This is a genomic window from Streptomyces sp. NPDC088725 (assembly GCF_044751305.1).
GTDB lineage: Bacteria > Actinomycetota > Actinomycetes > Streptomycetales > Streptomycetaceae > Streptomyces.
Map to the genome: position 1 here is coordinate 561,630 of NZ_JBIVLO010000005.1, position 22,370 is coordinate 583,999.

The 22,370-nt window shown below is 69.8% G+C and carries 19 protein-coding genes, 1 tRNA gene, 1 pseudogene and 1 riboswitch; of the genes and pseudogenes, 13 read left to right on the forward strand and 8 right to left on the reverse strand.

All coding sequences use genetic code 11. From position 1 onward, the window contains the following. The first annotated feature begins 49 nt into the window (after window positions 1-49). A complete protein-coding gene (locus ACIP6N_RS15910) occupies window positions 50-1,069 on the forward strand; it encodes a nucleoside triphosphate pyrophosphohydrolase (RefSeq protein ID WP_401816026.1) in 1,020 nt (339 codons plus the stop codon). A gap of 67 nt (window positions 1,070-1,136) precedes the next feature. Here ACIP6N_RS15910 and ACIP6N_RS15915 read toward each other — a convergent pair whose 3' ends face one another. Next, on the reverse strand, window positions 1,137-1,982 hold the full coding sequence (locus ACIP6N_RS15915; protein ID WP_401816028.1) for a helix-turn-helix domain-containing protein: 846 nt from the start codon (window positions 1,980-1,982) through the stop codon (window positions 1,137-1,139). Between the two features lie 201 nt (window positions 1,983-2,183). Between ACIP6N_RS15915 and ACIP6N_RS15920 the strand changes: the two genes are divergently transcribed. The 8 genes from ACIP6N_RS15920 to ACIP6N_RS15955 all read left to right on the forward strand — a co-directional run bounded on the left by ACIP6N_RS15920 (window position 2,184) and on the right by ACIP6N_RS15955 (window position 10,095). Further along, window positions 2,184-2,510 (forward strand): hypothetical protein, encoded by a 327-nt coding sequence (locus tag ACIP6N_RS15920; RefSeq protein ID WP_401816030.1) that lies wholly within the window; start codon window positions 2,184-2,186, stop codon window positions 2,508-2,510. An 88-nt stretch (window positions 2,511-2,598) separates the two neighbouring features. Then, complete coding sequence (locus tag ACIP6N_RS15925) at window positions 2,599-3,864, forward strand: cytochrome P450 (protein WP_401816032.1); 1,266 nt, start codon at window positions 2,599-2,601, stop codon at window positions 3,862-3,864. Window positions 3,865-4,076: 212 nt separating this feature from the next. Then, window positions 4,077-5,096, forward strand: coding sequence for a transglycosylase family protein (locus tag ACIP6N_RS15930; protein ID WP_401816034.1), 1,020 nt, complete (start codon window positions 4,077-4,079; stop codon window positions 5,094-5,096). Between the two features lie 276 nt (window positions 5,097-5,372). Further along, window positions 5,373-5,548: riboswitch (cyclic di-AMP (ydaO/yuaA leader) on the forward strand. Between the two features lie 3 nt (window positions 5,549-5,551). Then, on the forward strand, window positions 5,552-6,235 hold the full coding sequence (locus ACIP6N_RS15935) for a transglycosylase family protein (protein ID WP_401816036.1): 684 nt from the start codon (window positions 5,552-5,554) through the stop codon (window positions 6,233-6,235). A gap of 272 nt (window positions 6,236-6,507) precedes the next feature. Further along, window positions 6,508-7,800, forward strand: coding sequence for a phosphopyruvate hydratase (gene eno, locus ACIP6N_RS15940; RefSeq protein WP_401816038.1), 1,293 nt, complete (start codon window positions 6,508-6,510; stop codon window positions 7,798-7,800). A 204-nt stretch (window positions 7,801-8,004) separates the two neighbouring features. Continuing rightward, the gene (locus tag ACIP6N_RS15945; RefSeq protein ID WP_401816040.1) at window positions 8,005-8,514 is read left to right on the forward strand and encodes a septum formation initiator family protein; all 510 of its coding nucleotides are present in this window, start codon (window positions 8,005-8,007) and stop codon (window positions 8,512-8,514) included. Window positions 8,515-8,599: 85 nt separating this feature from the next. Beyond that, the gene (locus ACIP6N_RS15950; RefSeq protein WP_401816042.1) at window positions 8,600-9,148 is read left to right on the forward strand and encodes a DUF501 domain-containing protein; all 549 of its coding nucleotides are present in this window, start codon (window positions 8,600-8,602) and stop codon (window positions 9,146-9,148) included. Continuing rightward, a complete protein-coding gene (locus tag ACIP6N_RS15955) occupies window positions 9,145-10,095 on the forward strand; it encodes an exopolyphosphatase (protein ID WP_401816044.1) in 951 nt (316 codons plus the stop codon). Before ACIP6N_RS15950 ends, ACIP6N_RS15955 begins: the two co-directional genes overlap by 4 nt. Window positions 10,096-10,196: 101 nt before the next feature. Here ACIP6N_RS15955 and ACIP6N_RS15960 read toward each other — a convergent pair whose 3' ends face one another. The 4 genes and pseudogenes from ACIP6N_RS15960 to ACIP6N_RS15975 form a co-directional block, all read right to left on the reverse strand. After that, entirely contained in the window at window positions 10,197-10,442 is a 246-nt protein-coding gene (locus tag ACIP6N_RS15960) for a CGNR zinc finger domain-containing protein (protein ID WP_401816046.1), read from the reverse strand. Between the two features lie 713 nt (window positions 10,443-11,155). Then, a pseudogene (locus tag ACIP6N_RS15965) lies at window positions 11,156-11,302 on the reverse strand (transcriptional regulator); the annotation flags it as partial. Window positions 11,303-11,342: 40 nt separating this feature from the next. Next, a complete protein-coding gene (hemC, locus tag ACIP6N_RS15970) occupies window positions 11,343-12,329 on the reverse strand; it encodes a hydroxymethylbilane synthase (RefSeq protein ID WP_401816048.1) in 987 nt (328 codons plus the stop codon). A 185-nt stretch (window positions 12,330-12,514) separates the two neighbouring features. Further along, complete coding sequence (locus tag ACIP6N_RS15975; protein ID WP_401816050.1) at window positions 12,515-12,952, reverse strand: VOC family protein; 438 nt, start codon at window positions 12,950-12,952, stop codon at window positions 12,515-12,517. A gap of 707 nt (window positions 12,953-13,659) precedes the next feature. Here ACIP6N_RS15975 and ACIP6N_RS15980 point away from each other — a divergent pair. Next, window positions 13,660-15,078 (forward strand): NAD(P)/FAD-dependent oxidoreductase, encoded by a 1,419-nt coding sequence (locus tag ACIP6N_RS15980; RefSeq protein ID WP_401816052.1) that lies wholly within the window; start codon window positions 13,660-13,662, stop codon window positions 15,076-15,078. A gap of 604 nt (window positions 15,079-15,682) precedes the next feature. Then, window positions 15,683-16,978 (forward strand): class I SAM-dependent methyltransferase, encoded by a 1,296-nt coding sequence (locus ACIP6N_RS15985; protein ID WP_401816054.1) that lies wholly within the window; start codon window positions 15,683-15,685, stop codon window positions 16,976-16,978. Between the two features lie 72 nt (window positions 16,979-17,050). On the opposite strand, the gene ACIP6N_RS15990 is transcribed toward ACIP6N_RS15985, so the two are convergent. Then, window positions 17,051-19,594: an ABC transporter permease gene (locus ACIP6N_RS15990; RefSeq protein WP_401816056.1), complete on the reverse strand. Its 2,544-nt coding sequence runs from the start codon at window positions 19,592-19,594 to the stop codon at window positions 17,051-17,053. Between the two features lie 83 nt (window positions 19,595-19,677). Beyond that, window positions 19,678-20,466: an ABC transporter ATP-binding protein gene (locus ACIP6N_RS15995; RefSeq protein ID WP_401816058.1), complete on the reverse strand. Its 789-nt coding sequence runs from the start codon at window positions 20,464-20,466 to the stop codon at window positions 19,678-19,680. Window positions 20,467-20,892: 426 nt separating this feature from the next. Here ACIP6N_RS15995 and ACIP6N_RS16000 point away from each other — a divergent pair. Further along, window positions 20,893-20,979, forward strand: a tRNA-Leu gene (locus ACIP6N_RS16000). A 3-nt stretch (window positions 20,980-20,982) separates the two neighbouring features. Here ACIP6N_RS16000 and ACIP6N_RS16005 read toward each other — a convergent pair. Further along, the gene (locus tag ACIP6N_RS16005) at window positions 20,983-21,315 is read right to left on the reverse strand and encodes an HAD family hydrolase (protein ID WP_401816238.1); all 333 of its coding nucleotides are present in this window, start codon (window positions 21,313-21,315) and stop codon (window positions 20,983-20,985) included. Window positions 21,316-21,448: 133 nt separating this feature from the next. Here ACIP6N_RS16005 and ACIP6N_RS16010 point away from each other — a divergent pair, with 133 nt between their 5' ends. Further along, window positions 21,449-22,330 (forward strand): Bax inhibitor-1/YccA family protein, encoded by an 882-nt coding sequence (locus ACIP6N_RS16010; RefSeq protein WP_401816060.1) that lies wholly within the window; start codon window positions 21,449-21,451, stop codon window positions 22,328-22,330. Window positions 22,331-22,370: the final 40 nt, after the last annotated feature.

A 22,370-nucleotide genomic window follows, 5' to 3' on the forward strand; every position in this document is an offset into this window, starting at 1 on the left:
GCCCCACCGGCCGCGACACCGGCCGGTGGGGCCGAGGTAGGTTCGAGAGGTGACTGATGAAGCCTCCGCCGACCACGCTCCCGCCGTCGACGCGCACGCCGACACCGGCCGTATCGTCCTGCTGACCGCCAGCCACCGGGTCGCTCCCGGCCTGCTGTCCTGGCCCGCATGGCAGACGCTGCACGCCGCAGACCGCGTGCTCTGTGCCGACGCCGCCCACCCGCAACTGCCGTACCTGCGGGAGGCCGGTGTCGCGGTCGAGCACGCCGCACCGGCGGCGGAGGAACTGGTCGAGGCGTGCGCAGGCGGCCGTACGGTCGTGGTCCTGCCGGCCGCCGGCGGCGAAGGCACCGACAGCGCGCTCACCGACGGCCTCGCCAGGCTGGCCGGCTCGGGCCGTGTCGAGATGCCCGACCTGGAGCTGCTGCCCGGCTCGTACGACCTCCCCGGCGCCAGGCTGCTCGATCTGGTCCAGGTCATGGACCGGATCAGGGTGGAGTGCCCGTGGTCGTCGATCCAGACGCACGAGGGACTCGCCAAGCACGCCATCGAGGAGACGTACGAACTCGTCGAGGCGATCGAGGACGGCGACGAGGACGATCTGCGTGAGGAGCTGGGCGACGTACTCCTTCAGGTCGTCTTCCACGCCCGCATCGCCCAGGACGGTCTGGACGAGGACCGGGAGGCGTTCTCGATCGACGATGTCGCGGGCGGGATCGTGGACAAGCTGATCCACCGCCACTCCCATGTCTTCGGCGACGAGACGGCCGAGACCCCCGAGGACGTCAAGGCGCTCTGGCTGGCCAGGAAGGCGGAGGAAAAACAGCGGGACTCCGTCACGGACGGCGTTCCGCTGGGTCAGCCGGGACTGGCCCTCGCCGCCAAGCTCGCGAGCCGGGTCCGTGCGGCAGGCCTGGACGTCCCGGTGGAGCCGTCCGGGGGCATCGGCTACGAGCTGCTGGCGCTGGCGATCCGGGCGGAAGCGGCGGGCGTGGACCCGGAGACGGCGCTGCGCGCGGCGGCGCGCGTATATAGGGACGAGATCCGGGCGACGGAGACGGCCCGCTGAACCGTCCGCCGACATCGCCGGGCGGTGTCTTCGCAGGGCCCCGCGAAGACACCGCCCAGCGCCCTCCTCACACCTCGTCGGACACCTCCGGTGTGCCGCCCTTCAGCAGCGCCTCCAGGAACACCACGGAATCGCGCGGTGTCAGAGCCAGGTCCCGGATCAGGTCGTAGGAGAGGCGCAGGTCCTCGACATCACTGGCGTCCACGATGAGTTCGCCGGAGTGGGCGTCCTCCGTATACGCGACCGCGGTGCCGTCCGGCAGCCACAGCAGGGTGAGTGACGTCCCCACGAGGCCGTGCAGTCCCGCCTCGAACGGCAGCACCTGCAGCGTGACGTTGGGCAGTTGGCCCACGCTCAGCAGATGCTCCAACTGCCCTTCCCACACGTCGGGGTCGCGCGCCTGGCGCCGTAAGACGGATTCGTCGAGGAACGCCCTGAAGTACGGCGGGTCCTCGCGGGTCAGCAGCTCCTGCCGGCCCAGCCGCGCCGCGACCTGTTCGGACAGGTCGTGGTCGTCGCGGTACCGCGCCGCCTGAAGCACCTCGCGCGCGTAGCCCTCGGTCTGGAGCAGACCTGGGATGGTGCCCACCGCGTACTCGTACCGGACGGTGGCGATCGCCTCCAGCTCCATGAACCGCTTGTACTTGTCCGCGAACGCGTCTTCGCGGGCCAGCTCCCACAGCAGGGAAAGGTGCCCGCCCGTCGCGTAAGCCGCGTCGAGCGCGGCGATCACGTCGGGGGACCCTATCCGCGCGCCGGTTTCGAGCTTGTGCAGATAGGCCCGGTCGTACGTGGTGTCGTCGGCCAGGGTGGCCAGTGATTTACCTGACTCCTCCCGGAGCCGCGCGATCTCCCGGGCGAGCATCTGTCGTGCGGACGGTTTCCGCCCTGAACTGGTCTTGCGTGTTGCCACTACAACTCCCGCTGTGTCCTCTGACAGACCGGCTACGGCTGGCCTCTGTCGGGCGTACGCGTGACCAACGATTCTTGAGCACAGACGGTAATTGTGCAATGACGGAAGGCGAGGCCCGATGTGCGACTGCGCGACTGAGACGAGTGCGTCGGTTTCGAGACAATCGCCGGGGCGGGTGCCGCGCGGCCTGTGGAGACTGGCGTGACGACCCGCAGCGAGGCGCGGCGTTCGCTGTCCCGGCTGTCCGACGCCTTCGGTACGGACGAGGTTCTGATGATTCCGAAACCCGGCCCCGGCTCCGAGGGCCCCGACCTCGTGCGCTGGGCCGATCTGCCCTGGCCCCTGTGCCGTTGCGGCTCGCCCACGTGCCCCGATTACGTGGCCCCCGACTGCGATGTCTGCGCCGCGCTGATCAAGCAGCGCGAGGACGCGCGCCTGACCGGTGACGGCCTGACCGTACGGAACTCCAACCAGGAACTGCGCTACCACCTCCATGTTCCGCAGCCGGCGGCCGGAGGATCGGCGTAGGCGAGACGTAGGGCCTGCCCCGTGCTCCGTCCCCGTACCGGGGGTGGGCGCTTGTATAGGGGTGGGTGCTTTTGCGTACGGTCGTCGCATGCAGAACAAGGAGCACGGCGTCCCGGAACTGTTCACCTGGGAGTTCGCCACCGATCCGTACCCCGCCTACGCCTGGCTCCGCGAGCACGCCCCCGTGTACAGGACCGCGCTCCCCAGCGGCGTGGAGGCATGGCTCGTGACCCGCTACGGGGACGCCAGGCAGGCCCTCGCCGATCCGCGCCTCTCGAAGAACCCCGCGCACCACGCGGGATCCGACCGTGCGAAGGGCAGGACGGGTATCCCCGGCGAGCGCAACGCCGACCTGATGACGCATCTGCTGAACATCGACCCGCCCGACCACACCCGGCTCCGCCGCCTCGTCTCCAAGGCGTTCACGCCCCGCCGCGTCGCTGAATTCGCGCCCCGGGTGCAGGAGTTGACCGACCGGCTCATCGACAACTTCGCCGCGGACGGCACCGCCGACCTGATCCACGACTTCGCGTTCCCTCTCCCCATCTACGCGATCTGCGATCTGCTCGGGGTGCCGAGTGAGGATCAGGACGACTTCCGGGACTGGGCCGGGATGATGATCCGGCACGGCGGCGGGCCGCGCGGCGGGGTGGCGCGGTCGGTCAAGAAGATGCGGAGCTACCTCGCCGAGCTGATCCACCGCAAGCGGCTCGACCCGGGCGACGACCTGATCTCCGGGCTGATCCGGGCCAGTGACGACGGGGAGCACCTGAGCGAGAACGAGGCCGCGGCCATGGCCTTCATCATCCTGTTCGCCGGTTTCGAGACGACCGTGAACCTGATCGGCAACGGGATGTACACGCTCATCCGCCACCCGGAGCAGCGCGCCCGCCTCCAGCGTTCGCTCGACGCCGGAGAGACGGACCTGCTGGCCACGGGCGTCGAGGAACTGCTGCGCTACGACGGGCCCGTGGAGCTGGCGACCTGGCGATACGCCACCGAGGCGCTGGAGTTGGGCGGGAAGCGGGTCGAGGCGGGCGACCCCGTCCTCGTCGTCCTGGCCGCCGCCGACCGGGACCCGGAGCGGTTCGCCGAACCCGACACCCTGGACCTCGCACGACGTGACAATCAACACCTCGGATACGGACACGGCATCCACTACTGCCTCGGCGCGCCCCTCGCGAGGCTCGAAGGGCAGACCGCGCTCGCGACCCTTCTGACCCGCCTTCCGGATGTGCGGCTTGCGGAAGATCCAGCTGATTTGCGGTGGCGGGGTGGGCTCATCATGCGGGGATTGCGCACCCTTCCTGTGCAGTTCACGGCCCATAGTCCTGACGGACCGTCAGGACTGTGACTTTCACGTGATCTCCGCTGCATCGACTTGTGACAAGTGTTTGAGTACCGCTACCTTCACCGACAACTCAGCGGCCACACGCTGTAGTCGACGTCACGTTTGATGCCTCGCCATGCCTTGTTCATGACCGGCATGGCCCGGTGTGACCCGTCTCGTCCTGTCTCGTCATGTCTGACGCTTCCGGCGTCAGTCGTCACACGGAAGGCAATCGCATGTCCGCCAACGGCCGACACCGCAGACCTCGCCAGGCCCCCGCCCTGATCGTCGCCGCAGGAGTGACGGGATCGGCGATCGCCATCCCGCTGCTCGCCGCATCGGGCGCGAGCGCCGCCGACGCCTCCACGTGGGATCGCGTCGCCGAATGCGAGAGCGGTGGCATGTGGAGCGCCGATCTCGGCAACGGCTACTACGGAGGGCTCCAGCTCTCGCAGGAGATCTGGGACCAGTTCGGCGGGGCCGACTTCGCGTCGCGCCCGGACCTCGCCAGCCGCTCCCAGCAGATCGCGATAGCCGAGAAGGTCCTGAAGGCGCAGGGGCCGGCCGCCTGGCTGACCTGTGCGCCGCTCGCGCGCCTGACGAACGACGGCACCGCGCCGGACGTCGACCCCGGCGCCGCGCCCAGGGGTTCCGTGCCGGACGGGAGCGGCGCGGCCCCCTCGGACGCTTCCTCGTCCGCTCCGGACGCGGGTCCGGGCACCGGCGGTGGTAGTGGTGGGACCGGAGCCGCACCCGGCTCCGAGACGCCCTCGGATTCCCCGTCCGCGGATCAGGGCGCTGCCACCGGCTCCGGCGGCCAGGGCGCGGGAGAGGGGTCGGCCACGCCTTCCGCCCACCCCTCCACCACGCCCTCGCCCTCCTCGTCCGCCACACCCGACCCCGGAGCCGCGGACCCGGCCGGCTCGGCCGGCCAGACCCCCGGCAGGCACCGCGGTCCGGCCGACCCGCGGGGCGCCGGACACGGCAATGCGGATGAAACGCGCGAATCGGGCCGTCATGCATCGCGCGGTGACGGTCCGTCAGGACGCGACGGGGATGTTGTGGAAGATTCGGGCGTTACGGGCGATGTGGACGGTGCGTACGAGGTTCAGCTCGGCGACACGCTCTGGGGCATCGCCGAGGCGCATGACCTCTCCGGCGGCTGGACTTCGATCTACGACGCGAACGAGGGCGTCGTCGGCTCCGACCCCGACCTCATCCTTCCTGGCCAGACCCTTGATCTGAGCGTGAAGTAGAGGCTCCGAGGCGGGTAGTTCGACGTTCTATGTCCGCTTCTGTCTAAGTGAGACAAGCGTCTCTTTGCCGTAACTGATGCGCTTTGGCCGCCGCGTTCGTCCCTTTCGCCTCTCACCTGCGGAAATGGTCCGCGCCCCAGGGGCGGAACGGGCGATTTCTCCTTGATGTTCGTCTTTGAACAAGCGGGAGTCCTGTGATTACGGTCTGAACCGCTCGCACCGCGGGCCCCGTCGATCGTCACGCCGAGTCCTGCCGGCGATCGAAGGGCGTAGTCGTCGCGTAAAGCGCCGAAGGCAGGACCGGGGGACCCAAAGGTAAGTAGCCGGCCCCGGCCGTCGAGAGACGGCCGAAGACCGGCTTGGGGTGTAGCCGCGTGCCACAAGCACGCGGCCGGGCAACTCACTTGGCCCGAACCCGACAGCTGACCTCGGAGGCGTCGGTGAGGAGATGCTTCATGCTGCGTTCGAACAGGCTCGACAAGGGCAAGCACCGCCGTCCGTCCATGGCCGTCCGTTACGCCACGCTCGCCGGGATCACCGGTGCCGCCGTCGCCGCGCCGCTGCTCGGCGCGACCTCCGCGTCCGCCGCGACCACCTCGGAGTGGGACCAGGTCGCGCAGTGCGAGTCCGGCGGCAACTGGGCGATCAGCACGGGTAACGGCTTCTACGGCGGCCTCCAGTTCACGCCGTCCACGTGGGCCGCGTACGGCGGCACCGCGTACGCCTCGCAGGCCAACCAGGCCACCAAGGACCAGCAGATAGCCGTCGCGGAGAAGGTCCTCGCGAGCCAGGGCAAGGGTGCCTGGCCGAGCTGCGGCGTCAACCTGTCCGGCGCCTCCCCGTCGAGCGGCGCCGCCGCTCAGCCGAAGCCGCAGGCACCGCAGGCCTCCCAGGCCCAGCCGAAGGCGAAGACGCAGACCCCGCGCGGCCACGAGCAGACCGCTTCGCGCGGTACGACCCGCCCGGCGCCGGTCAAGAAGGGCGACGGCGAGTACAAGGTCAAGTCCGGCGACACGCTGTCGAAGATCGCCTCCGCCCACCACGTCAAGGGTGGATGGAAGAAGGTCTTCGACCTGAACAAGGACATCGTCCGCGACGCCGACGTGATCTTCCCGGGCCAGCGGCTCCACCTGAGCTGACGGTTCGCTGTGGGCCGGACGCCACCGCGCCGGTCCGGCCCACCCCCGTCTCCGTAGTCCGGTCAGTAGGTCAAGCAGGGGCAGGGGCATCTCACGGACCACCCCGGTCCCGCGCGTTCTCCCCCGTACGCGCCGGGCCGGGGCTCCTCGCTGTTTCGCCCCTCTTTTCGTCCCAGGGGGCGGGCGGGGGCGGTCGATGCCCGGGAGCCGGTTAGGCTCATGCCGCAAGGCCAATGAGACCCTGCACTTCCAGCGTCACATCCCAGAAGGAGATGCTCGTGCCGTCCATCGACGTCGTCGTAGCCCGGGAAATCCTCGACTCCCGAGGCAACCCCACCGTCGAGGTCGAGGTCGGCCTCGACGACGGCAGCACCGGCCGTGCTGCTGTCCCCTCCGGTGCCTCCACCGGTGCGTTCGAGGCCCTTGAGCTCCGCGACGGTGACCAGAACCGCTACCAGGGCAAGGGCGTCGAGAAGGCCGTCCTCGCCGTCATCGAGCAGATCGGCCCCGAGCTGGTCGGCTACGACGCCACCGAGCAGCGCCTGATCGACCAGGCCATGTTCGACCTGGACGCCACGCCGGACAAGTCGTCGCTGGGTGCCAACGCCATCCTCGGTGTCTCCCTCGCGGTCGCGCACGCCGCGTCCGAGGCCTCCGACCTCCCGCTCTTCCGCTACCTCGGCGGTCCGAACGCGCACCTGCTGCCCGTTCCGATGATGAACATCCTGAACGGCGGCTCGCACGCCGACTCCAACGTGGACATCCAGGAGTTCATGATCGCCCCGATCGGCGCGGAGTCCTTCTCCGAGGCGCTGCGCTGGGGTGCCGAGGTCTACCACACGCTCAAGAAGGTCCTGAAGCAGAAGGGCCTCTCCACCGGCCTGGGCGACGAGGGCGGCTTCGCGCCGAACCTGGAGTCGAACCGCGCCGCGCTCGACCTGATCCTCGAGGCCATCAAGGAGGCCGGTTACGTTCCCGGCCGTGACATCGCGCTCGCGCTGGACGTCGCCGCCTCCGAGTTCTACAAGGACGGCTCGTACTCGTTCGAGGGCAAGTCCCTCTCGGCCGTCGAGCTGACCGAGTACTACGAGGAGCTCGTCGCCTCGTACCCGCTGGTCTCCATCGAGGACCCGCTGTACGAAGACGACTGGGCCGGCTGGAAGGTCCTCACGGACAAGCTCGGCAGCAAGGTGCAGATCGTCGGCGACGACCTCTTCGTCACCAACCCGGAGCGCCTGGCCCGCGGCATCGAGGAGGGCTCCGCGAACGCCCTGCTCGTCAAGGTCAACCAGATCGGTTCGCTGACCGAGACCCTGGACGCCGTCGAGCTGGCGCAGCGCAGCGGCTTCAAGTGCATGATGTCCCACCGCTCCGGTGAGACCGAGGACGTCACCATCGCCGACCTCGCCGTCGCCACCAACTGCGGCCAGATCAAGACCGGCGCCCCGGCCCGCTCCGAGCGCGTCGCCAAGTACAACCAGCTGCTGCGCATCGAGGAGATCCTCGACGACGCGGCGGTGTACGCGGGCCGCAGCGCGTTCCCGCGGTTCCGCTCGGCCGAGTAGCCGACCGGACAGTCACCGGCATCGGTAACTGAGCAGGCAGACAGAGGGGTCAGGTCCGACCCGCCCGTCGTACGTACGTCCCCGTCCTCGGTCCCGTACCGTGTCCGGGGACGTACGTGTGTCACGGAACGCGCGGTACGGGTGCGGCAGGCGCGCACGATGGCAGGGCACGGACAAGGGACACGGGAACAGCGGAGGCGAGCCATGGCCGGGAACCGGGACCGGTTCTCCACTTCGACCAGGCTGCGGCTGCTCGGTGAGCAGACGGCCGCCCGGGTCTACCGCTCGCAGAACCGCCGGCAGGCCCGCCGCTCCCGGCTCACCGGCCGGGCGGCCTTCCTCGCGCTGGTCGTCTGCACGCTGGTCGTGGCGCTGGCGTATCCGATGCGGCAGTACGTGTCGCAGCGCAACGACATCGCCGACCAGGAGCGGACGGCCCGTGACGCGCGGCAGCGGGTGGAGGACCTGCGCGACGAGAAGGCGCGGCTCCAGGACGACGCGTACATCGAACGGCTCGCCCGCGAGAACCTGCACTACGTGAAGCCGGGGGAGACCAGCTTCACCGTGATCGACCCCAACGCGCGGAAGCAGGACCCGGACGACGAGGGCGCCGCGGACCGCGCCTGGTACTCGAACCTGATGGACGGCGTCGACGGCGCCGACCGCCCGGACGCCGTGACCCCCGCGGACCGCCCCGGGTCCGAAGAACCGTAGAACCTGCAAAGCTGTACAGCTGTAGAACCCCTGTGAAGCTGTAGAACCGCAGAACCGTAGAACGACCGGCAGAACCAAGGCAGGCATGGACACCCCTCCTCCCACGACCGAACGCACCGAGCCCACCGAGGCCGACGTCGCGGCTTTCAAGCAACAGCTCGGCCGGCCCCCGCGCGGTCTGCGCGCCATCGCGCACCGCTGCCCGTGCGGCCAGCCGGACGTGGTGGAGACGGCCCCCCGGCTCCCCGACTCCACCCCCTTCCCGACGCTGTACTACCTGACCTGCCCGCGCGCGGCCTCGGCCATCGGCACGCTGGAGGCGAACGGCGTCATGAAGGAGATGACCGAACGCCTCGCGACCGATCCCGAGCTGGCCGCCGCGTACCGCAGGGCCCACGAGGACTACATCGCGCGCCGCGACGCCATCGAGGTGCTCGCCGGCTTCCCCAGCGCCGGCGGGATGCCGGACCGGGTGAAGTGCCTGCACGTCCTGGTCGGCCACTCGCTCGCGGCCGGCCCCGGTGTGAACCCGCTGGGCGACGAGGCGCTGGCGATGCTGCCGGAGTGGTGGCGCAAGGGCCCGTGTGTGACCCCGTTCAGCAAGGACGAGACGGAAGAGGAAGCCGCCGGATGACCAGGGTCGCCGCCATCGACTGCGGTACGAACTCCATCCGCCTGCTGGTGGCGGACGCGGACCCCGCCACGGGTGAACTGGTCGACCTGGACCGGCGGATGACGATCGTACGGCTCGGACAGGGCGTGGACAGGACGGGCCGGCTCGCCCCCGAGGCGCTGGAGCGTACGTTCGCGGCGTGCCGTGAGTACGCGGGGATCATCAGGGCGCACGGGGTGAGCGGGACGGACGCGATCCGCTTCGTCGCCACGTCCGCCTCGCGCGATGCCGAGAACCGCGACGAGTTCGTGCGCGGGGTCGTGGACATCCTGGGCGTGGAGCCCGAGGTGATCACCGGCGACCAGGAGGCGGCGTACTCCTTCACCGGCGCGACGAAGGAACTGCCGGGCCACGACAGCTACTTGGTCGTGGACATCGGCGGCGGCTCGACGGAGTTCGTGGTCGGCGACGACGAGGTCAGGGCCGGGAAGTCCGTGAACATCGGCTGCGTACGGCTGACCGAACGCCACCTCCAGAAGGACGGCGTCCTCAGCGACCCGCCGGCACACGACGAGATCGCTGCCATCCGCGCGGACATCGAAGCGGCGCTCGACCTGGCGGAGAAGACGGTCCCGCTGCGCGAACCGCGCACGCTGGTGGGTCTCGCGGGCTCGGTCACCACGGTGGCGGCCATCGCGCTCGGCCTGACGGAGTACGACCCGACGGCGATCCACCACTCCCGCATCCCGTACGACCAGGTCAAGGCGATCACCGACCGCCTGCTCGCCGCCACCCACGACGAACGGGCCGCGATCCCGGTCATGCACCCGGGCCGGACGGACGTGATCGGCGCGGGCGCGCTGATCCTGCTCGCGGTGATGGAGCGGACGGGGGCACGCGAGGTGGTCGTCAGCGAACACGACATCCTGGACGGCATCGCGTGGAAGACTGCGGAAGACGCTGCCTGACCTGAGATAACGCGCCGGCGCCCTCATGGGGAGTGATCCTCGCGGGGGCGCCGGCGTATATATGGGCGCGGGGCCGGAGCGGCGGGCGGAAAACGCCGGCCTCAGGTACCGCTCGGCGATCGGTGACGCCGGTAGTGGCGGGCGGCGCGGGCGCGGTTGCTGCAGGAGGGCTTGCAGAACTCTTGGCGGGCATGCCCCTTGAGGAAGTAGCGGACGCATCGAGGGGCCGTGCAGGCGCGGAGCCGCTCGTACTGAGGCCCCGTCAGGAAGCCGATGGCGGAGCGGGCGAGAGCGGCGCTCAGTGCTTCCAGCGGGTCCGGGGACGCGTGGGCCACGACCGTCCGCACGGACGGCGGAGCCTCGGTCGGCCACGCCAGTCGCGGACTTGTCGGTACGTGCCGGGCGGCGGTGTTGATCCGCTCCAGGGCTTCATCGACGGAAATCAGCCGATGGGCGTCGGCGCTGCTCGGCGGGGCGACTCCGGACAGGTGGTGTGCGGTACCCCCCCCCGCGCCCGGCGTGACCGTTGAAACGCGGGGGTTCAACGTCTGCCCCGCGCCTGCTCGCGTTTCGCGATGAGCCGCGCGAATTGCGGTTTGTGCAGCTCAACTTGACCGGGAGTGAGGATGAGCAGCGACTCTGATGTGCCCCCGTCCTCGTGGTGAACCGTGACGGGTAGTGCGGCCTGCTGAGCCCGGTGGTCGTATACCGCGTCGCCTGTTCTGGCAGGGGTGACGTAGGTGATGGGCACGGGCACTGGGCGCAAGGTGTCCCCGTTGGCTCTCGCTCGCCAGTCACCCCCCCCGCCCCCGGGCAAACGCAGTTGGTAAGAAGCTGAGTTGTCGCCCGGCAGGGCGACCACGACCCCGATCTGCCCGCCCTTGGCGAGATCGAGGGCGAGGTCCCCGAGTCGCGGGTGGTACGGGGCGCTCGCCTCTAACCCGGCGGCTTGCGCCGGGGGTTGCTTCAAGGTTCTTTCGGCCATGCTCCGAAGACAGGAGTGAGCCGCAGGCCGAATATGAACGGGAGGAATACCACCCTCATCCGTCCTTATCGGTCCTCATCCGTCGAGATGAAAGCGGTCTGACATGCGGCGCAGCTTCTCGCGGGTGGTCGCCCGTTCGGCGTAGACGATGCTCCGCAGGGTCGACCGGGCGATGGGGTGGTTCCGGATGAGCTGCGGGGCGATGCGTTCGGAGGTCTCCAGCAAATGCGCAACCCGGGGGATCGGTTGGCGGGGCTGCTGGTCAGTGGGGGATGTTCTCGATGATCTCGCGGGCGCCTTGGCGCAGGAGCGCGGCGCATACGCGGTCGCCCAGGGCTTCCGGGTTCGGGTTGCTGCCGCTGGTCGTCAGGTGGGCGTGGACGAAGGTGGAGCCGTCGGGGGAGAAGACCATGCCGCGCAGGCTGAGCCGGCCCTCGGGGGTGGTGACGCAGTGACCGGCGATCGGGCTGTTGCAGTGTCCTCGCAGGCCGCGCAGCATGGCGCGTTCGGCGGTGATCTCGGTGGTCGTGGGCCCGTCGTCGAGCAGGGCGAGCAGGCGGGCTGTCGGCTCGTCTTCGCTGCGGCAGGCGAGCCCGAGCGCACCGGCGCCGACGGCGGGCAGCATCTCGTCCAGGGTGAAGACCTGCCGGCCGCGCGCGCTGATGCCGAGCCGTTCGAGCCCGGAGGTGGCGAGGATCATCGCGTCGGGCCTGGGGTCGCCGCTCTGCTGCGCACCGTCGAGCTTCTGTACGCGGGATCCGACCGCGCCCCTGACCCGTACGACGTCGAGGTCGGGCCGTGCGCGGCGCAGTTGCGCCGTCCTGCGTACGGCGGACGTGGCGACGGTGGCGCCCGGGGGCAGATCGTCGAGTGTCCGCCGGGGAGAACCCTCGGGGAAGAGCAGGACGTCGCGGACGTCGTCGCGGGGGAGATGCGCGGCGAAGACCAGCCCCTCGGGCATGGGGACGTCGCCGGGTACGTCCTTGACGCAGTGCACCGCCATGTCGACGTCGCCGCGCTGCACCATCTGATCGATCTGCTTGACGAAGAGCCCTTTCCCGCCCAGCTCGGACAGGTCTCCGCGCCAGAGATCCGCCTCCGTGGTGACGGGCACCACGTCGATCCGCAGGTCGGGCTCGTACTTGCGCAGCAGGGCGGAGACCTGCTCGACCTGTGCGAGGGCCATGGGCGAACTGCGGGTGCCGATGCGCAGGGTCCGTCCCGTGTCTCCCGTGGGGTGGCTGGCCATGGCGGCGACCTCTACTTTCCCGTTTCCCGAGCCGGTTTCCCGAGCCGGTTCCGGTGTCGTTTTCCGTCTGCGTCTCACGGTAGAGGAGCAGGAGGGGACCCCGGGCAGCGTGAGGCGGCGCACGCCGAATGCCGCGGCCCGCCGCACGGCTGACGAGCGGTCAACGTCCGGCTGACAGGCGGGTGTCAGACCAGACAGAACTCGTTGCCTTCCGGATCGGCCATCAGCACGTGATCGGGTCTGCCCTCCAGCTCGAAGGTGCGCAGGGCGGTCGCACCGGCGGCGGTCAATCGCTCAACTGCCGCGAGCACGCGCGGCCATCGCTCTTCCCAGGGCGTGTCACGGCCGCCGCCCACCTGTACGTCCAGGTGCAGGCGGTTCTTCACCACCTTGGATTCGGGCACGTGAAGGAACGACAGCGCGGGACCCACTCCGTCCGGATCGGAGAGATAAGCGGCCCCGTCCCACTCCTCCTCGGGGATGTCGTAGTGCGCGAACCACTCCTCCCAGCTCCCGAACCCGGCGGGCGGGGGCTTGCGGACGTAGTCCAGCGCCAGCGCCCAGAACTCCGCCAGTGCCACGGGGTGCGCACAGTCGATCGTCAGACTCCACTTGACCGCCACGGTTCCTCCTCGGTTCGGGTGGGCGGATCCTGCCACAGGAGGGCGCGCGCCGGAACGGCACCTGCTCCGGAGGGTGCCCGTCGTCCGGGCCGGCCGTCCGGTCGATCAGCCGATCCGCACCATCGCCTCTATGTGGCTTATGTCTCGTTTGTGGGGCGGCTGGGCCGGCCGCATGAGGTCCGTTCCGCCCCTGCCGCCCTCCGTCCCCGATCCGATCCCCGGGGCGGGCCCGCGCGACCGGCTCCGCGCACATCGCTCCCAGGGGCAATCGGCCCCCCGCCCGCACCAGTTGCCGCTCGCCGCGCACCCCCACCGGGCGACCGTTCCGCCCCTCCGGAACGGCCTTTCGGGGGGCTTTGGGCGCGCCTTCGCGAGAAACATCGTGAACTTCTTCACAAGGAAATCGGCCCCGCCGTGCGACGTACCCCTCCGCGGGCCTTCCCAGAGGGCTCAGACGTTTCCCGGGGGTGCTCAACCGGGCGGTTCCGCAGGCGTTGCGGGCAGGTGGATCCGGTGGATGGCCGCCGGGGCTCGAGGGCCAGCTCACAAGGGGTGGACGGCCCTCCGTGGCGGGCGGTGGGTGGCCTGATCGTCCGCCCGCGCTGTCCGTTTTGGGCAAGTGAGCCGCGCAGTGTAACACCATGGGCCCAACATCTTGTGAAGGGGCTCACGAGGTCCCCCTCCCGAGTGGGTGGATACTCGATGCCATGAGCACCACGGAGCGTCCCAGGATCCTCGTTGTAGGCGGTGGGTACGTAGGCCTGTACGCAGCTCGTCGCATTCTCAAGAAGATGCGCTACGGGGAGGCGACCGTCACGGTTGTCGACCCTCGCTCGTACATGACGTACCAGCCCTTCCTCCCCGAAGCTGCTGCCGGCAGCATCTCGCCTCGGCATGTCGTCGTCCCGCTGCGACGCGTGCTGCCCAAGGCTGAGGTTCTTACCGGCCGGGTCACGACCATTGACCAGGACCGCAAGGTCGCCACGGTCTCGCCGCTCGTCGGCGAGGCTTACGAGCTGCCTTTCGACTACCTGGTGGTCGCACTCGGCGCGGTCTCCCGCACCTTCCCGATCCCCGGCCTCGCCGAGCAGGGCATCGGCATGAAGGGCGTCGAGGAGGCCATCGGCCTCCGCAACCACGTCCTGGAGCAGCTGGACAAGGCTGACTCCACCACGGACGAGGAGATCCGCCGCAAGGCGCTGACCTTCGTCTTCGTGGGCGGCGGCTTCGCCGGCGCGGAGACCATCGGTGAGGTCGAGGACCTGGCGCGCGACGCCGCGAAGTACTACTCGAACGTGAAGCGCGAGGACATGCGCTTCGTCCTCGTCGACGTCGCCGACAAGATCCTTCCCGAGGTCGGCCCGAAGCTGGGCGCCTGGGGCAAGGAGCACCTCGAGGGCCGTGGCGTCGAGGTCTACCTGAAGACCGGCATGGACTCCTGTGTCGACGGTCACGTGAAGCTCAACAACGGCCTTGAGGTCGACTCCAACACGATCGTGTGGACCGCCGGCGTCAAGCCCAACCCGGCGCTCGCCCGCTACGGTCTGCCGCTCGGCCCCCGTGGCCACGTGGACACCAGCGAGAAGCTTCAGGTGCAGGGCACCGACTACATCTGGGCCGCCGGCGACAACGCCCAGGTCCCGGACATGGTCTCGCGCCGCGCCGGCGTCGAGAACGCCTGGTGCCCGCCGAACGCCCAGCACGCGCTGCGTCAGGCCAAGGTCCTCGGCGACAACGTGGTCTCCGGCATGCGGGGCTTCCCGCAGAAGGAGTACAGCCACGCCAACAAGGGTGCGGTCGCCGGTCTCGGCCTGCACAAGGGCGTCGCGATGATCGTCATGGGCAAGATGAAGATCAAGCTCAAGGGCCGTCTCGCCTGGTACGCCCACCGCGGTTACCACGGCATGGCCATGCCGACCTTCAACCGCAAGATCCGCGTCTTCGCCGACTGGACGCTCGCGATGTTCCTCAAGCGCGAGGTCGTCTCCCTCGGCGCCATGGAGACGCCGCGCGAGGAGTTCTACGAGGCGGCCAAGCCGCAGCCGAAGGCGGCTCCGGTCGCCGCGCCCGTCCCGGCCCCGGCCGGCGAGCAGCAGCCCGCGCAGGAGACGGCGAAAGCCTCCTGACCCCGTTGTGACGGTCGGCCGACCCACCGGTCGGCCGGCCGATTGACCGACCCGAGAGGGCCGTCCGCCATCCGTGGTGCGGGCGGCCCTCTCGGTTTTCCGGAACGAGGGGTGCGGTCCGAGTCGGCGCCGGGGCCGGGACGTGCTGCGCGGCGCCGGGGCTGCGACATGTACGACGCCGGGGCCGCGACCGGCGGGGCGGCGGGGCCGCCTCCGGCGCTGTTCGGAACGTTCCGCGGATGTCCGTCACCGTCCGGCGTTGTCTGCGACGGCCGGCCGCTGTCCGGCGTTGTCTGCGACGGCCGGCCGCTGTCCACCCCTCGCCGTCCACCCCCGCCCTCCACCTCCCGGCGTACAGCGATCGCCCTGGCGGCTCAACAGCTCCCCTCCCGCGGAACGCCCTTGGCGCCTCCCGGACCGCAGCCCGCAGCCCCTCGGGCGGGGCGCGCACGGCAAGGCGGGCAAGGCGGTGTGACTGAAATATCCGTGGTGGGTGCAGGTATTTTGCCGTACCGTTGCGCGCCGTCGGGACTGCGTCGGCGCCCGTCCGGTGTTTACGTGGTGCTGAGCATTCTGGGTTTCACCATTCACGGAGGTGTGCGCCATGGCCGACGCCGCGCTGCGGCTGACCACTCTTGCCGAAGAGCTGCTGGGGGCTCCGCTCCCGGTACGCATCCGGGCTTGGGACAGCAGCGAATCGGGGCCGCCGGACGCTCCGGCCTTGATCATCCGCAACCGTCGTGCCTTGCGCCGTCTCCTGTGGAAGCCGGGCGAACTGGGCCTCGCCCGTGCCTGGGTGGCCGGGGAGATCGACGTGGAAGGCGATCTCTACGAGCTGCTCGGCCGCCTCGCCGGGCTCATCTGGGAGCGCGACGGCGAGGCCAGGGGCGCGGCCCATCCCGCGCTCGACCCGCGCATGCGCGCCGCCGCGCGCGGCATACTCCAGATCGCCGGCCCGTGGCCGCCACCCGCTCCGCCCGCCGAAGAGCTCAGACGCAGAAGTGGTCCGCTGCACACCAAGCGCCGTGACAAAGAGGCGATCAGCCACCACTACGACGTGGGCAATGACTTCTACGAGCTGGTTCTCGGCCCGTCCATGGTCTATTCGTGTGCCTACTGGGACGACACTCCCGGCTTCAGCCTCGAAGACGCCCAGCGCGACAAGCTCGACCTGATCAGCCGCAAGCTCGCACTCAAGGAAGGCGAGCGTCTTCTCGACGTCGGCTGCGGCTGGGGCTCCATGGCCATCCACGCCGCGCGCGAGTACGGCGTCCGGGTCACCGGCATCACGCTCTCGCGCGAGCAGGCCGCGTACGCCCGTAAGCGCATCGCGCAGGAAGGCCTCACCGACCGCATCGAGATCCGGGTGCAGGACTACCGCGACGTCAGGGACGGCCCGTACGACGCGATTTCCTCCATCGGGATGGCCGAGCACGTCGGCTCCGTCCAGTACCGCGAGTACGCCGACGATCTGTACGCGCTGCTCAAGCCGGGCGGCCGGCTGCTCAACCACCAGATCGCCCGCCGCCCGGAGACGAACGAAGCCGATTACCACATCGACGAGTTCATCGACGCGTACGTCTTCCCCGACGGCGAGCTGGCCCCCCTCGGCCGGACCGTCGCCACGCTGGAGGAGGCCGGGTTCGAGGCCAGGGACGTCGAGTCGATCAGGGAGCACTACGCCCTGACCCTGCGCCGCTGGGTGGCCAACCTGGAGGACCACTGGGCCGACGCGGTCCGCCTGACCTCCCCGGGCCGCGCCCGCGTCTGGCGTCTCTACATGGCCGCGTCCGCGCTGTCCTTCGAGCGCAACCGGATCGGCGTGAACCAGATCCTGGCCGTGAAGCCCCCGGAGAGCGGTGCGTCGGGACTGCCGCTGCGCGCCCGCGACTGGCGCTGACCGGCGTACGACGTGAACGGGCCTCGCGGCTATCCGGCCGCGGGGCCCGTTCACGTACGTACCGGCGGCCGACTACTCCGTCTGGATCGCCGTCAGCATGTTGAGCCTCGCGGCGCTGCGCGCCGGCCACAGCGCGGCCAGCACCCCCACCAGGCCCGCCAGCACCAGGAAGATCCCGATCCTGTCCCACGGGACGACGAGCGCGTACCCCGGCACGTCGGACTTGACGGTCTGGCCGATCGCCCAGGCCAGGAACGTACCGAGCCCGACGCCGACCACCGCCCCGAAGACCGAGATCACCACCGCCTCCAGCCGGATCATCCGCTTGACCTTCGTGCGGTCGAGGCCGATCGCCCGCAGCATGCCGATCTCCTGCTGCCGTTCGAACACCGACATCGCGAGAGTGTTGACGACCCCGAGGACCGCGATGAGCAGGGCCATCGCCAGCAGGCCGTACATGATGTTCAGCGCGGTGTTGATGAAGCCGCTGAAGGTGTTCTTGATGTCCTCCTGGTTCATGATGCTGATCGCCGGGTTGTCGCCGAGCGCGTCCACCAGCGCCTGCTCGTGGGCCTTGCTCGCGCCGCCGTCCGAGGCCACCCACACCTGGGAAATGCGCGGCTTGGCGTCGTGAGCGGCGACCAGGTCCTTCGGGATCAGCACCGGCGAGAGGAAGTTGATCCCGTCGTACGTGGCACCGAGCTTCAGCCGGGCCGCCTTCCCGTCGGCGTACGTGACGGGCAGCGTGTCACCGGTCTTCCAGCCGTTGGACTTCGCGGTCTTGGCGTCGACCGCGATCTCGCCCTCGCCGAGGGCGTCCAGCGAACCGGAGACCGTCGTGAAGTGGAAGACCTTCTCGATGTCTCCGGGGGTGACCCCGGAGACGGTGTGGAAGTCGCCGTTGATCTTCACGGCGGTGTCCACCTGCGGTGAGACCGCGCTGACGCCGGGGGCCTTCTCCAGCGCGGTCACCGCCGACGGGTCGAGGCCGTCGCCGCTTGCCATCGTCACCATGTAGTCGGCGCTGATGGTGTCGGTGGTCGCCTTGTCGACGGCCTGGCCGATCGTGACACCGAGCACCGTGAGGCCCGTGACGAGCGTGAGCCCGATGGCCAGCGCGGACGCGGTGGCTCCCGTACGGCGGGGATTGCGGACCGCGTTCTGGCCCGCGAGCTTGCCCGCCACGCCGAAGACCCGGTTGAGCGGCAGCCGGATGAGCGCGATGACCGGCCGGGACAGCAGCGGGATCAGCACGATCACGCCGACCAGCGCCAGGAACGCCCCGGCCGCGATCGTCATCCGGCCGTCCGAGCCCTGACGGGCGCCCAGGACGGTCACGGCGGCGCCGGCCAGCGTCAGCAGGGCGCCGAAGGAGTTGCGCAGGACGAGCGACTTCATGGTGGCAAGGCCGTGCACGCTGCTCATCGCGGCGACCGGGGGGATCTTCGCGGCCCTGCGGGCGGGGAGCCAGGCGGCGAGGACGGTGATCAGCACGCCGACACCGAAGGCGGCGCCCGCCGCGGTCGGCGAGACGACCAGCGGTCCCGCCGGGATCTTCGCGCCGAACGTACCGACCAGGGGCCGCAGCGACATCGCGAGCCCGACCCCGAGGACGAAGCCGACGACCGAGGCGATCACGCCGACCACCGCGGCCTCGGTCAGCACCGAGCGCTTGACCTGGCGGCGGGAGGCGCCGACGGCGCGCAGCAGCGCCAGCTCCCTGGTGCGCTGGGCGACCAGCATGGTGAACGTGTTGGAGATCAGGAAGATCCCCACGAACAAGGCGATTCCGGCGAAGGCCAGCAGCATCTGATTGAGGCTCGACAGGCCCTTCTCGATGTTCTCCGCCTGGTCCTCGGCGAGCTGCTTGCCGGTCTGGGCGTCCGCGTTGGACGGCAGCAGCGGCTTGACCTGGCTGAGGATCGTCGCGTCGGAGGCGCCGGGCGCGGCGGTGATCGTGACGTCCTTGAAGAAGCCGGGCTGGAGGAAGAGCTTCTGCGCGAGGCCCGTGTCGAAGAGGACGAGGCTGCCGCCCGCGTTGACCGCGCCGTCCTCGGTGGTGAAGACGCCCGAGAGCGTGTACTCCTTCACCGGGCCGTTGGTGGCGACACGCACCCGGTCTCCGACCTTGTACGCGCCCTTGCCCGCGGAGGTCGCGTCGAGGGCGATCTGCCCGTCCCCGCGCGGTCCTGAGCCGTGGGTGAAGGTGTACGCGGGGTCCTTGCCGTCCTTGGCCGGTGCGAAGTTTCCGCCCTTGGTGGACCAGCCGTCGCCGATGAGCTTGCCGTCCTGGTCGGCGACTCCCGCGAAGCCTTCGACGCGGCCGGTGGCGGAGGCGACACCGTCGAGGGCCTTGATCTTGCCGAAGGTCGCCTGGCTGACGCCGGGATCCTCTTTCTTGCCGTCGGTTCTGGGGGAGTCGGTGCCGTCGTGCGAGGTGACGGCGACGGCGACGTCCTTGTAGCTCTTCGCCGACTGGTTGCGGAAGGCGCTGCCGAGGGTGTCGGTGAACACCAGGGTGCCGGAGACGAACGCGACGCCGAGCATGACGGCGAGCACGGTCATCAGCAGCCTGGCCTTGTGCGCGAGCACGGTGCGCAGGGCGGTACGGAACATGGTGGAAGTCCTGGTGGATGGGCCGGACGGATGAGCCGGGCGGGTTGGGCCCGGCGGGGGGAAGAGCGCTGACCTGGCGTACGTCAGCTGGTGCGGCCCTTGGCGTCGAACTCCTTCATCCGGTCGAGCACTCCGTCGGCGGTCGGCGCGTGCATCTCGTCGACGATCCGGCCGTCCGCGAGGAAGATCACGCGGTCCGCGTACGAGGCCGCCGTCGCGTCGTGCGTCACCATCACGACGGTCTGGCCGAGTTCGCGCACGGAGTTGCGCAGGAAGCCGAGCACTTCGGCCCCGGAGCGCGAGTCCAGGTTCCCGGTCGGTTCGTCACCGAAGATGATCTCGGGCCGGGAGGCGAGCGCGCGGGCGACCGCCACGCGCTGCTGCTGGCCGCCGGAGAGCTGGGTCGGACGGTGTCCGAGCCGGCCGGCGAGGCCGATCATGGTGATGACCTGCTCCAGCCACTCCTTGTCGGGCTCGCGGCCCGCGATGTCCATCGGAAGTGTGATGTTCTCCAGCGCCGTCAACGTGGGCAGCAGATTGAAAGCCTGAAAGATGAAGCCGATCTTGTCCCGGCGCAACCGCGTGAGCTGCTTGTCCTTGAGGCTGCCCAGCTCGGTGTTCCCGAGCTGTACCGAGCCGCTGCTGAAGCTGTCCAGACCGGCCACGCAGTGCATCAGCGTCGACTTGCCCGACCCCGACGGGCCCATGATCGCGGTGAACTCGCCCTGCCGGAAGTCCACGCTGACCCGGTCGAGCGCGACGACCTGGGTCTCGCCCTCCCCGTAGACCTTCGACAGTTCCGACGCGCGGGCGGCCACGGCGTCCGTACCGTCCACGGTGAGGTCGTGGTGCGTGGTCGTGGTGGTGGTCATGGGCGAACAACTCCTGGTTCGGGGCGCGGTGGACTCTTCCATCGTCAGGGCTCGGCCCTGCCCGGGTCGTCACTCCCGGTACCCGTTCCGGGGCCTTCTTGGGAGTGACAGCGGGGCCGTTCGTCTCCTCCTGCGGTATGACGGCGTCCCTGAGGCGGAGCCCTGGTTGACGGGCGCGCGGACGGCGGGGACGGAGGCCCGGGGCGGGGCGGGGCAGTCCGGATGCGTGACCGGACGGCGACTTTTCGTCATTTCCGTACCGCGCGGTACGGACCCTCTGACCGGCCCCGGCACGTGCCGACCATGCAACCCAGGTACTGACGCACCCTCAGACGTCAATAAAATAAGACAACATCGGGCTATCCCGCCTCTGTTGAAGAGGCGCATCCCGATAGGCTCGTGTGCCAACGCGGAGCCGCGCGCCACGCCCGGATGGTGGAATGCAGACACGGCGAGCTTAAACCTCGCTGCCCCTCAGCGGGCGTGCCGGTTCAAGTCCGGCTCCGGGCACCAATGTCAGGAACAGTGAGTGACGGGCGGAAACGCCCCGTTGCCACAGCCGCTCCTCGTGCCCGGTGGGCGCCGCGGGTGTATGCCTCGCCGGGCCACCTTGGTCCTGGTGCGCGGGTCGGCCTGCCGGCTCGTGACGAGTTCGACGGGCCGAGCGGTGTCGGTGAGGTCGTCCAGAACGAATTCGGCGCCGGCCGCACGCGGCTCGGTCACAGAGCTACGGCCGGTCGCGACGGCGATCACCCGCACGCCGTTCTCACGCGCACCTTCGATGTCCGCGGCGGTGTCGCCAATCCGTACCGCTGTCGGTGGATGAGGCGGCGCCCGGTGCGTGAGCAGTGCGAACTCGCACCGTCCTCCTCATTCCGGTGTGACGATCCAGGAAAGATCCTCCCCGGGCACTAGGGTGTTCGCTTTGCTCCCGCATTACTCTTACTTCCAAGGCCGCGCAGGGTGGCCATGGAGGAGTGAGATGAGGAGCAGTAACCCGGTCTTCTCGCGACGGGGCTTCAGCCGCGACAACGGTTACGCGGGCTTCAACGCGGCGCCGCAGGCCGGGGGCCCAGCCGTTGGAACCAATCCGTACGCGACAAATCCGTACGCGACCAACCCCTACGCCCCGCAGCAGGGCGACGCCCAGCCGGGCGGACCGCAGGCGCCGACGCGTCCCGCCGTGATGACGATCGACGACGTGGTGGCCCGTACGGCCATGACGCTCGGCACTGTCATCGTGACCGCGGTCCTCTCCTGGCTGCTGCTTCCGGTGGACGAGGCGAACGTCGGCAAGTCGTACGGCATCGCCATCGGCGCCGCTGTCGTCGCCATGGTTCTCTCGCTGATCCAGTCCTTCAAGCGCAAGCCGACTCCGGCGCTGATCCTCGCGTACGCCGCGTTCGAGGGTGTCTTCCTCGGCGTCCTCAGCGCCGTGGTGAGCACGTACATCGCGCCGGGTGTGGTCATTCAGGCCGTGCTGGGCACGATGGCGGTCTTCGCCGGTGTGCTGATCGCGTACAAGATGCGCTGGATCCGCGTCACGCGCCGCTTCTACGGCTTCGTCATGGCCGCGGCCATGGGCTTCGTGCTGCTGATGGTCGTCAACCTCCTCTTCTCGGTCTTCGGCGGCGGTGACGGCCTCGGCTTCCGCAGCGGTGGCCTCGGCATCGTCTTCGGCATCGTCGGGATCATCCTCGGCGCGTGCTTCCTGGCGCTCGACTTCAAGCAGGTCGAGGACGGCATCGCGTACGGCGCTCCGCGCGAGGAGTCGTGGCTCGCCGCCTTCGGTCTCACGCTGACGCTGGTGTGGATCTACCTGGAGGCGCTGCGGCTGCTGTCGATCCTCCAGGGCGACAACTGACCTTTCGGTCGCCGGAATCGTACGTGGAAGGGGTCCGTGG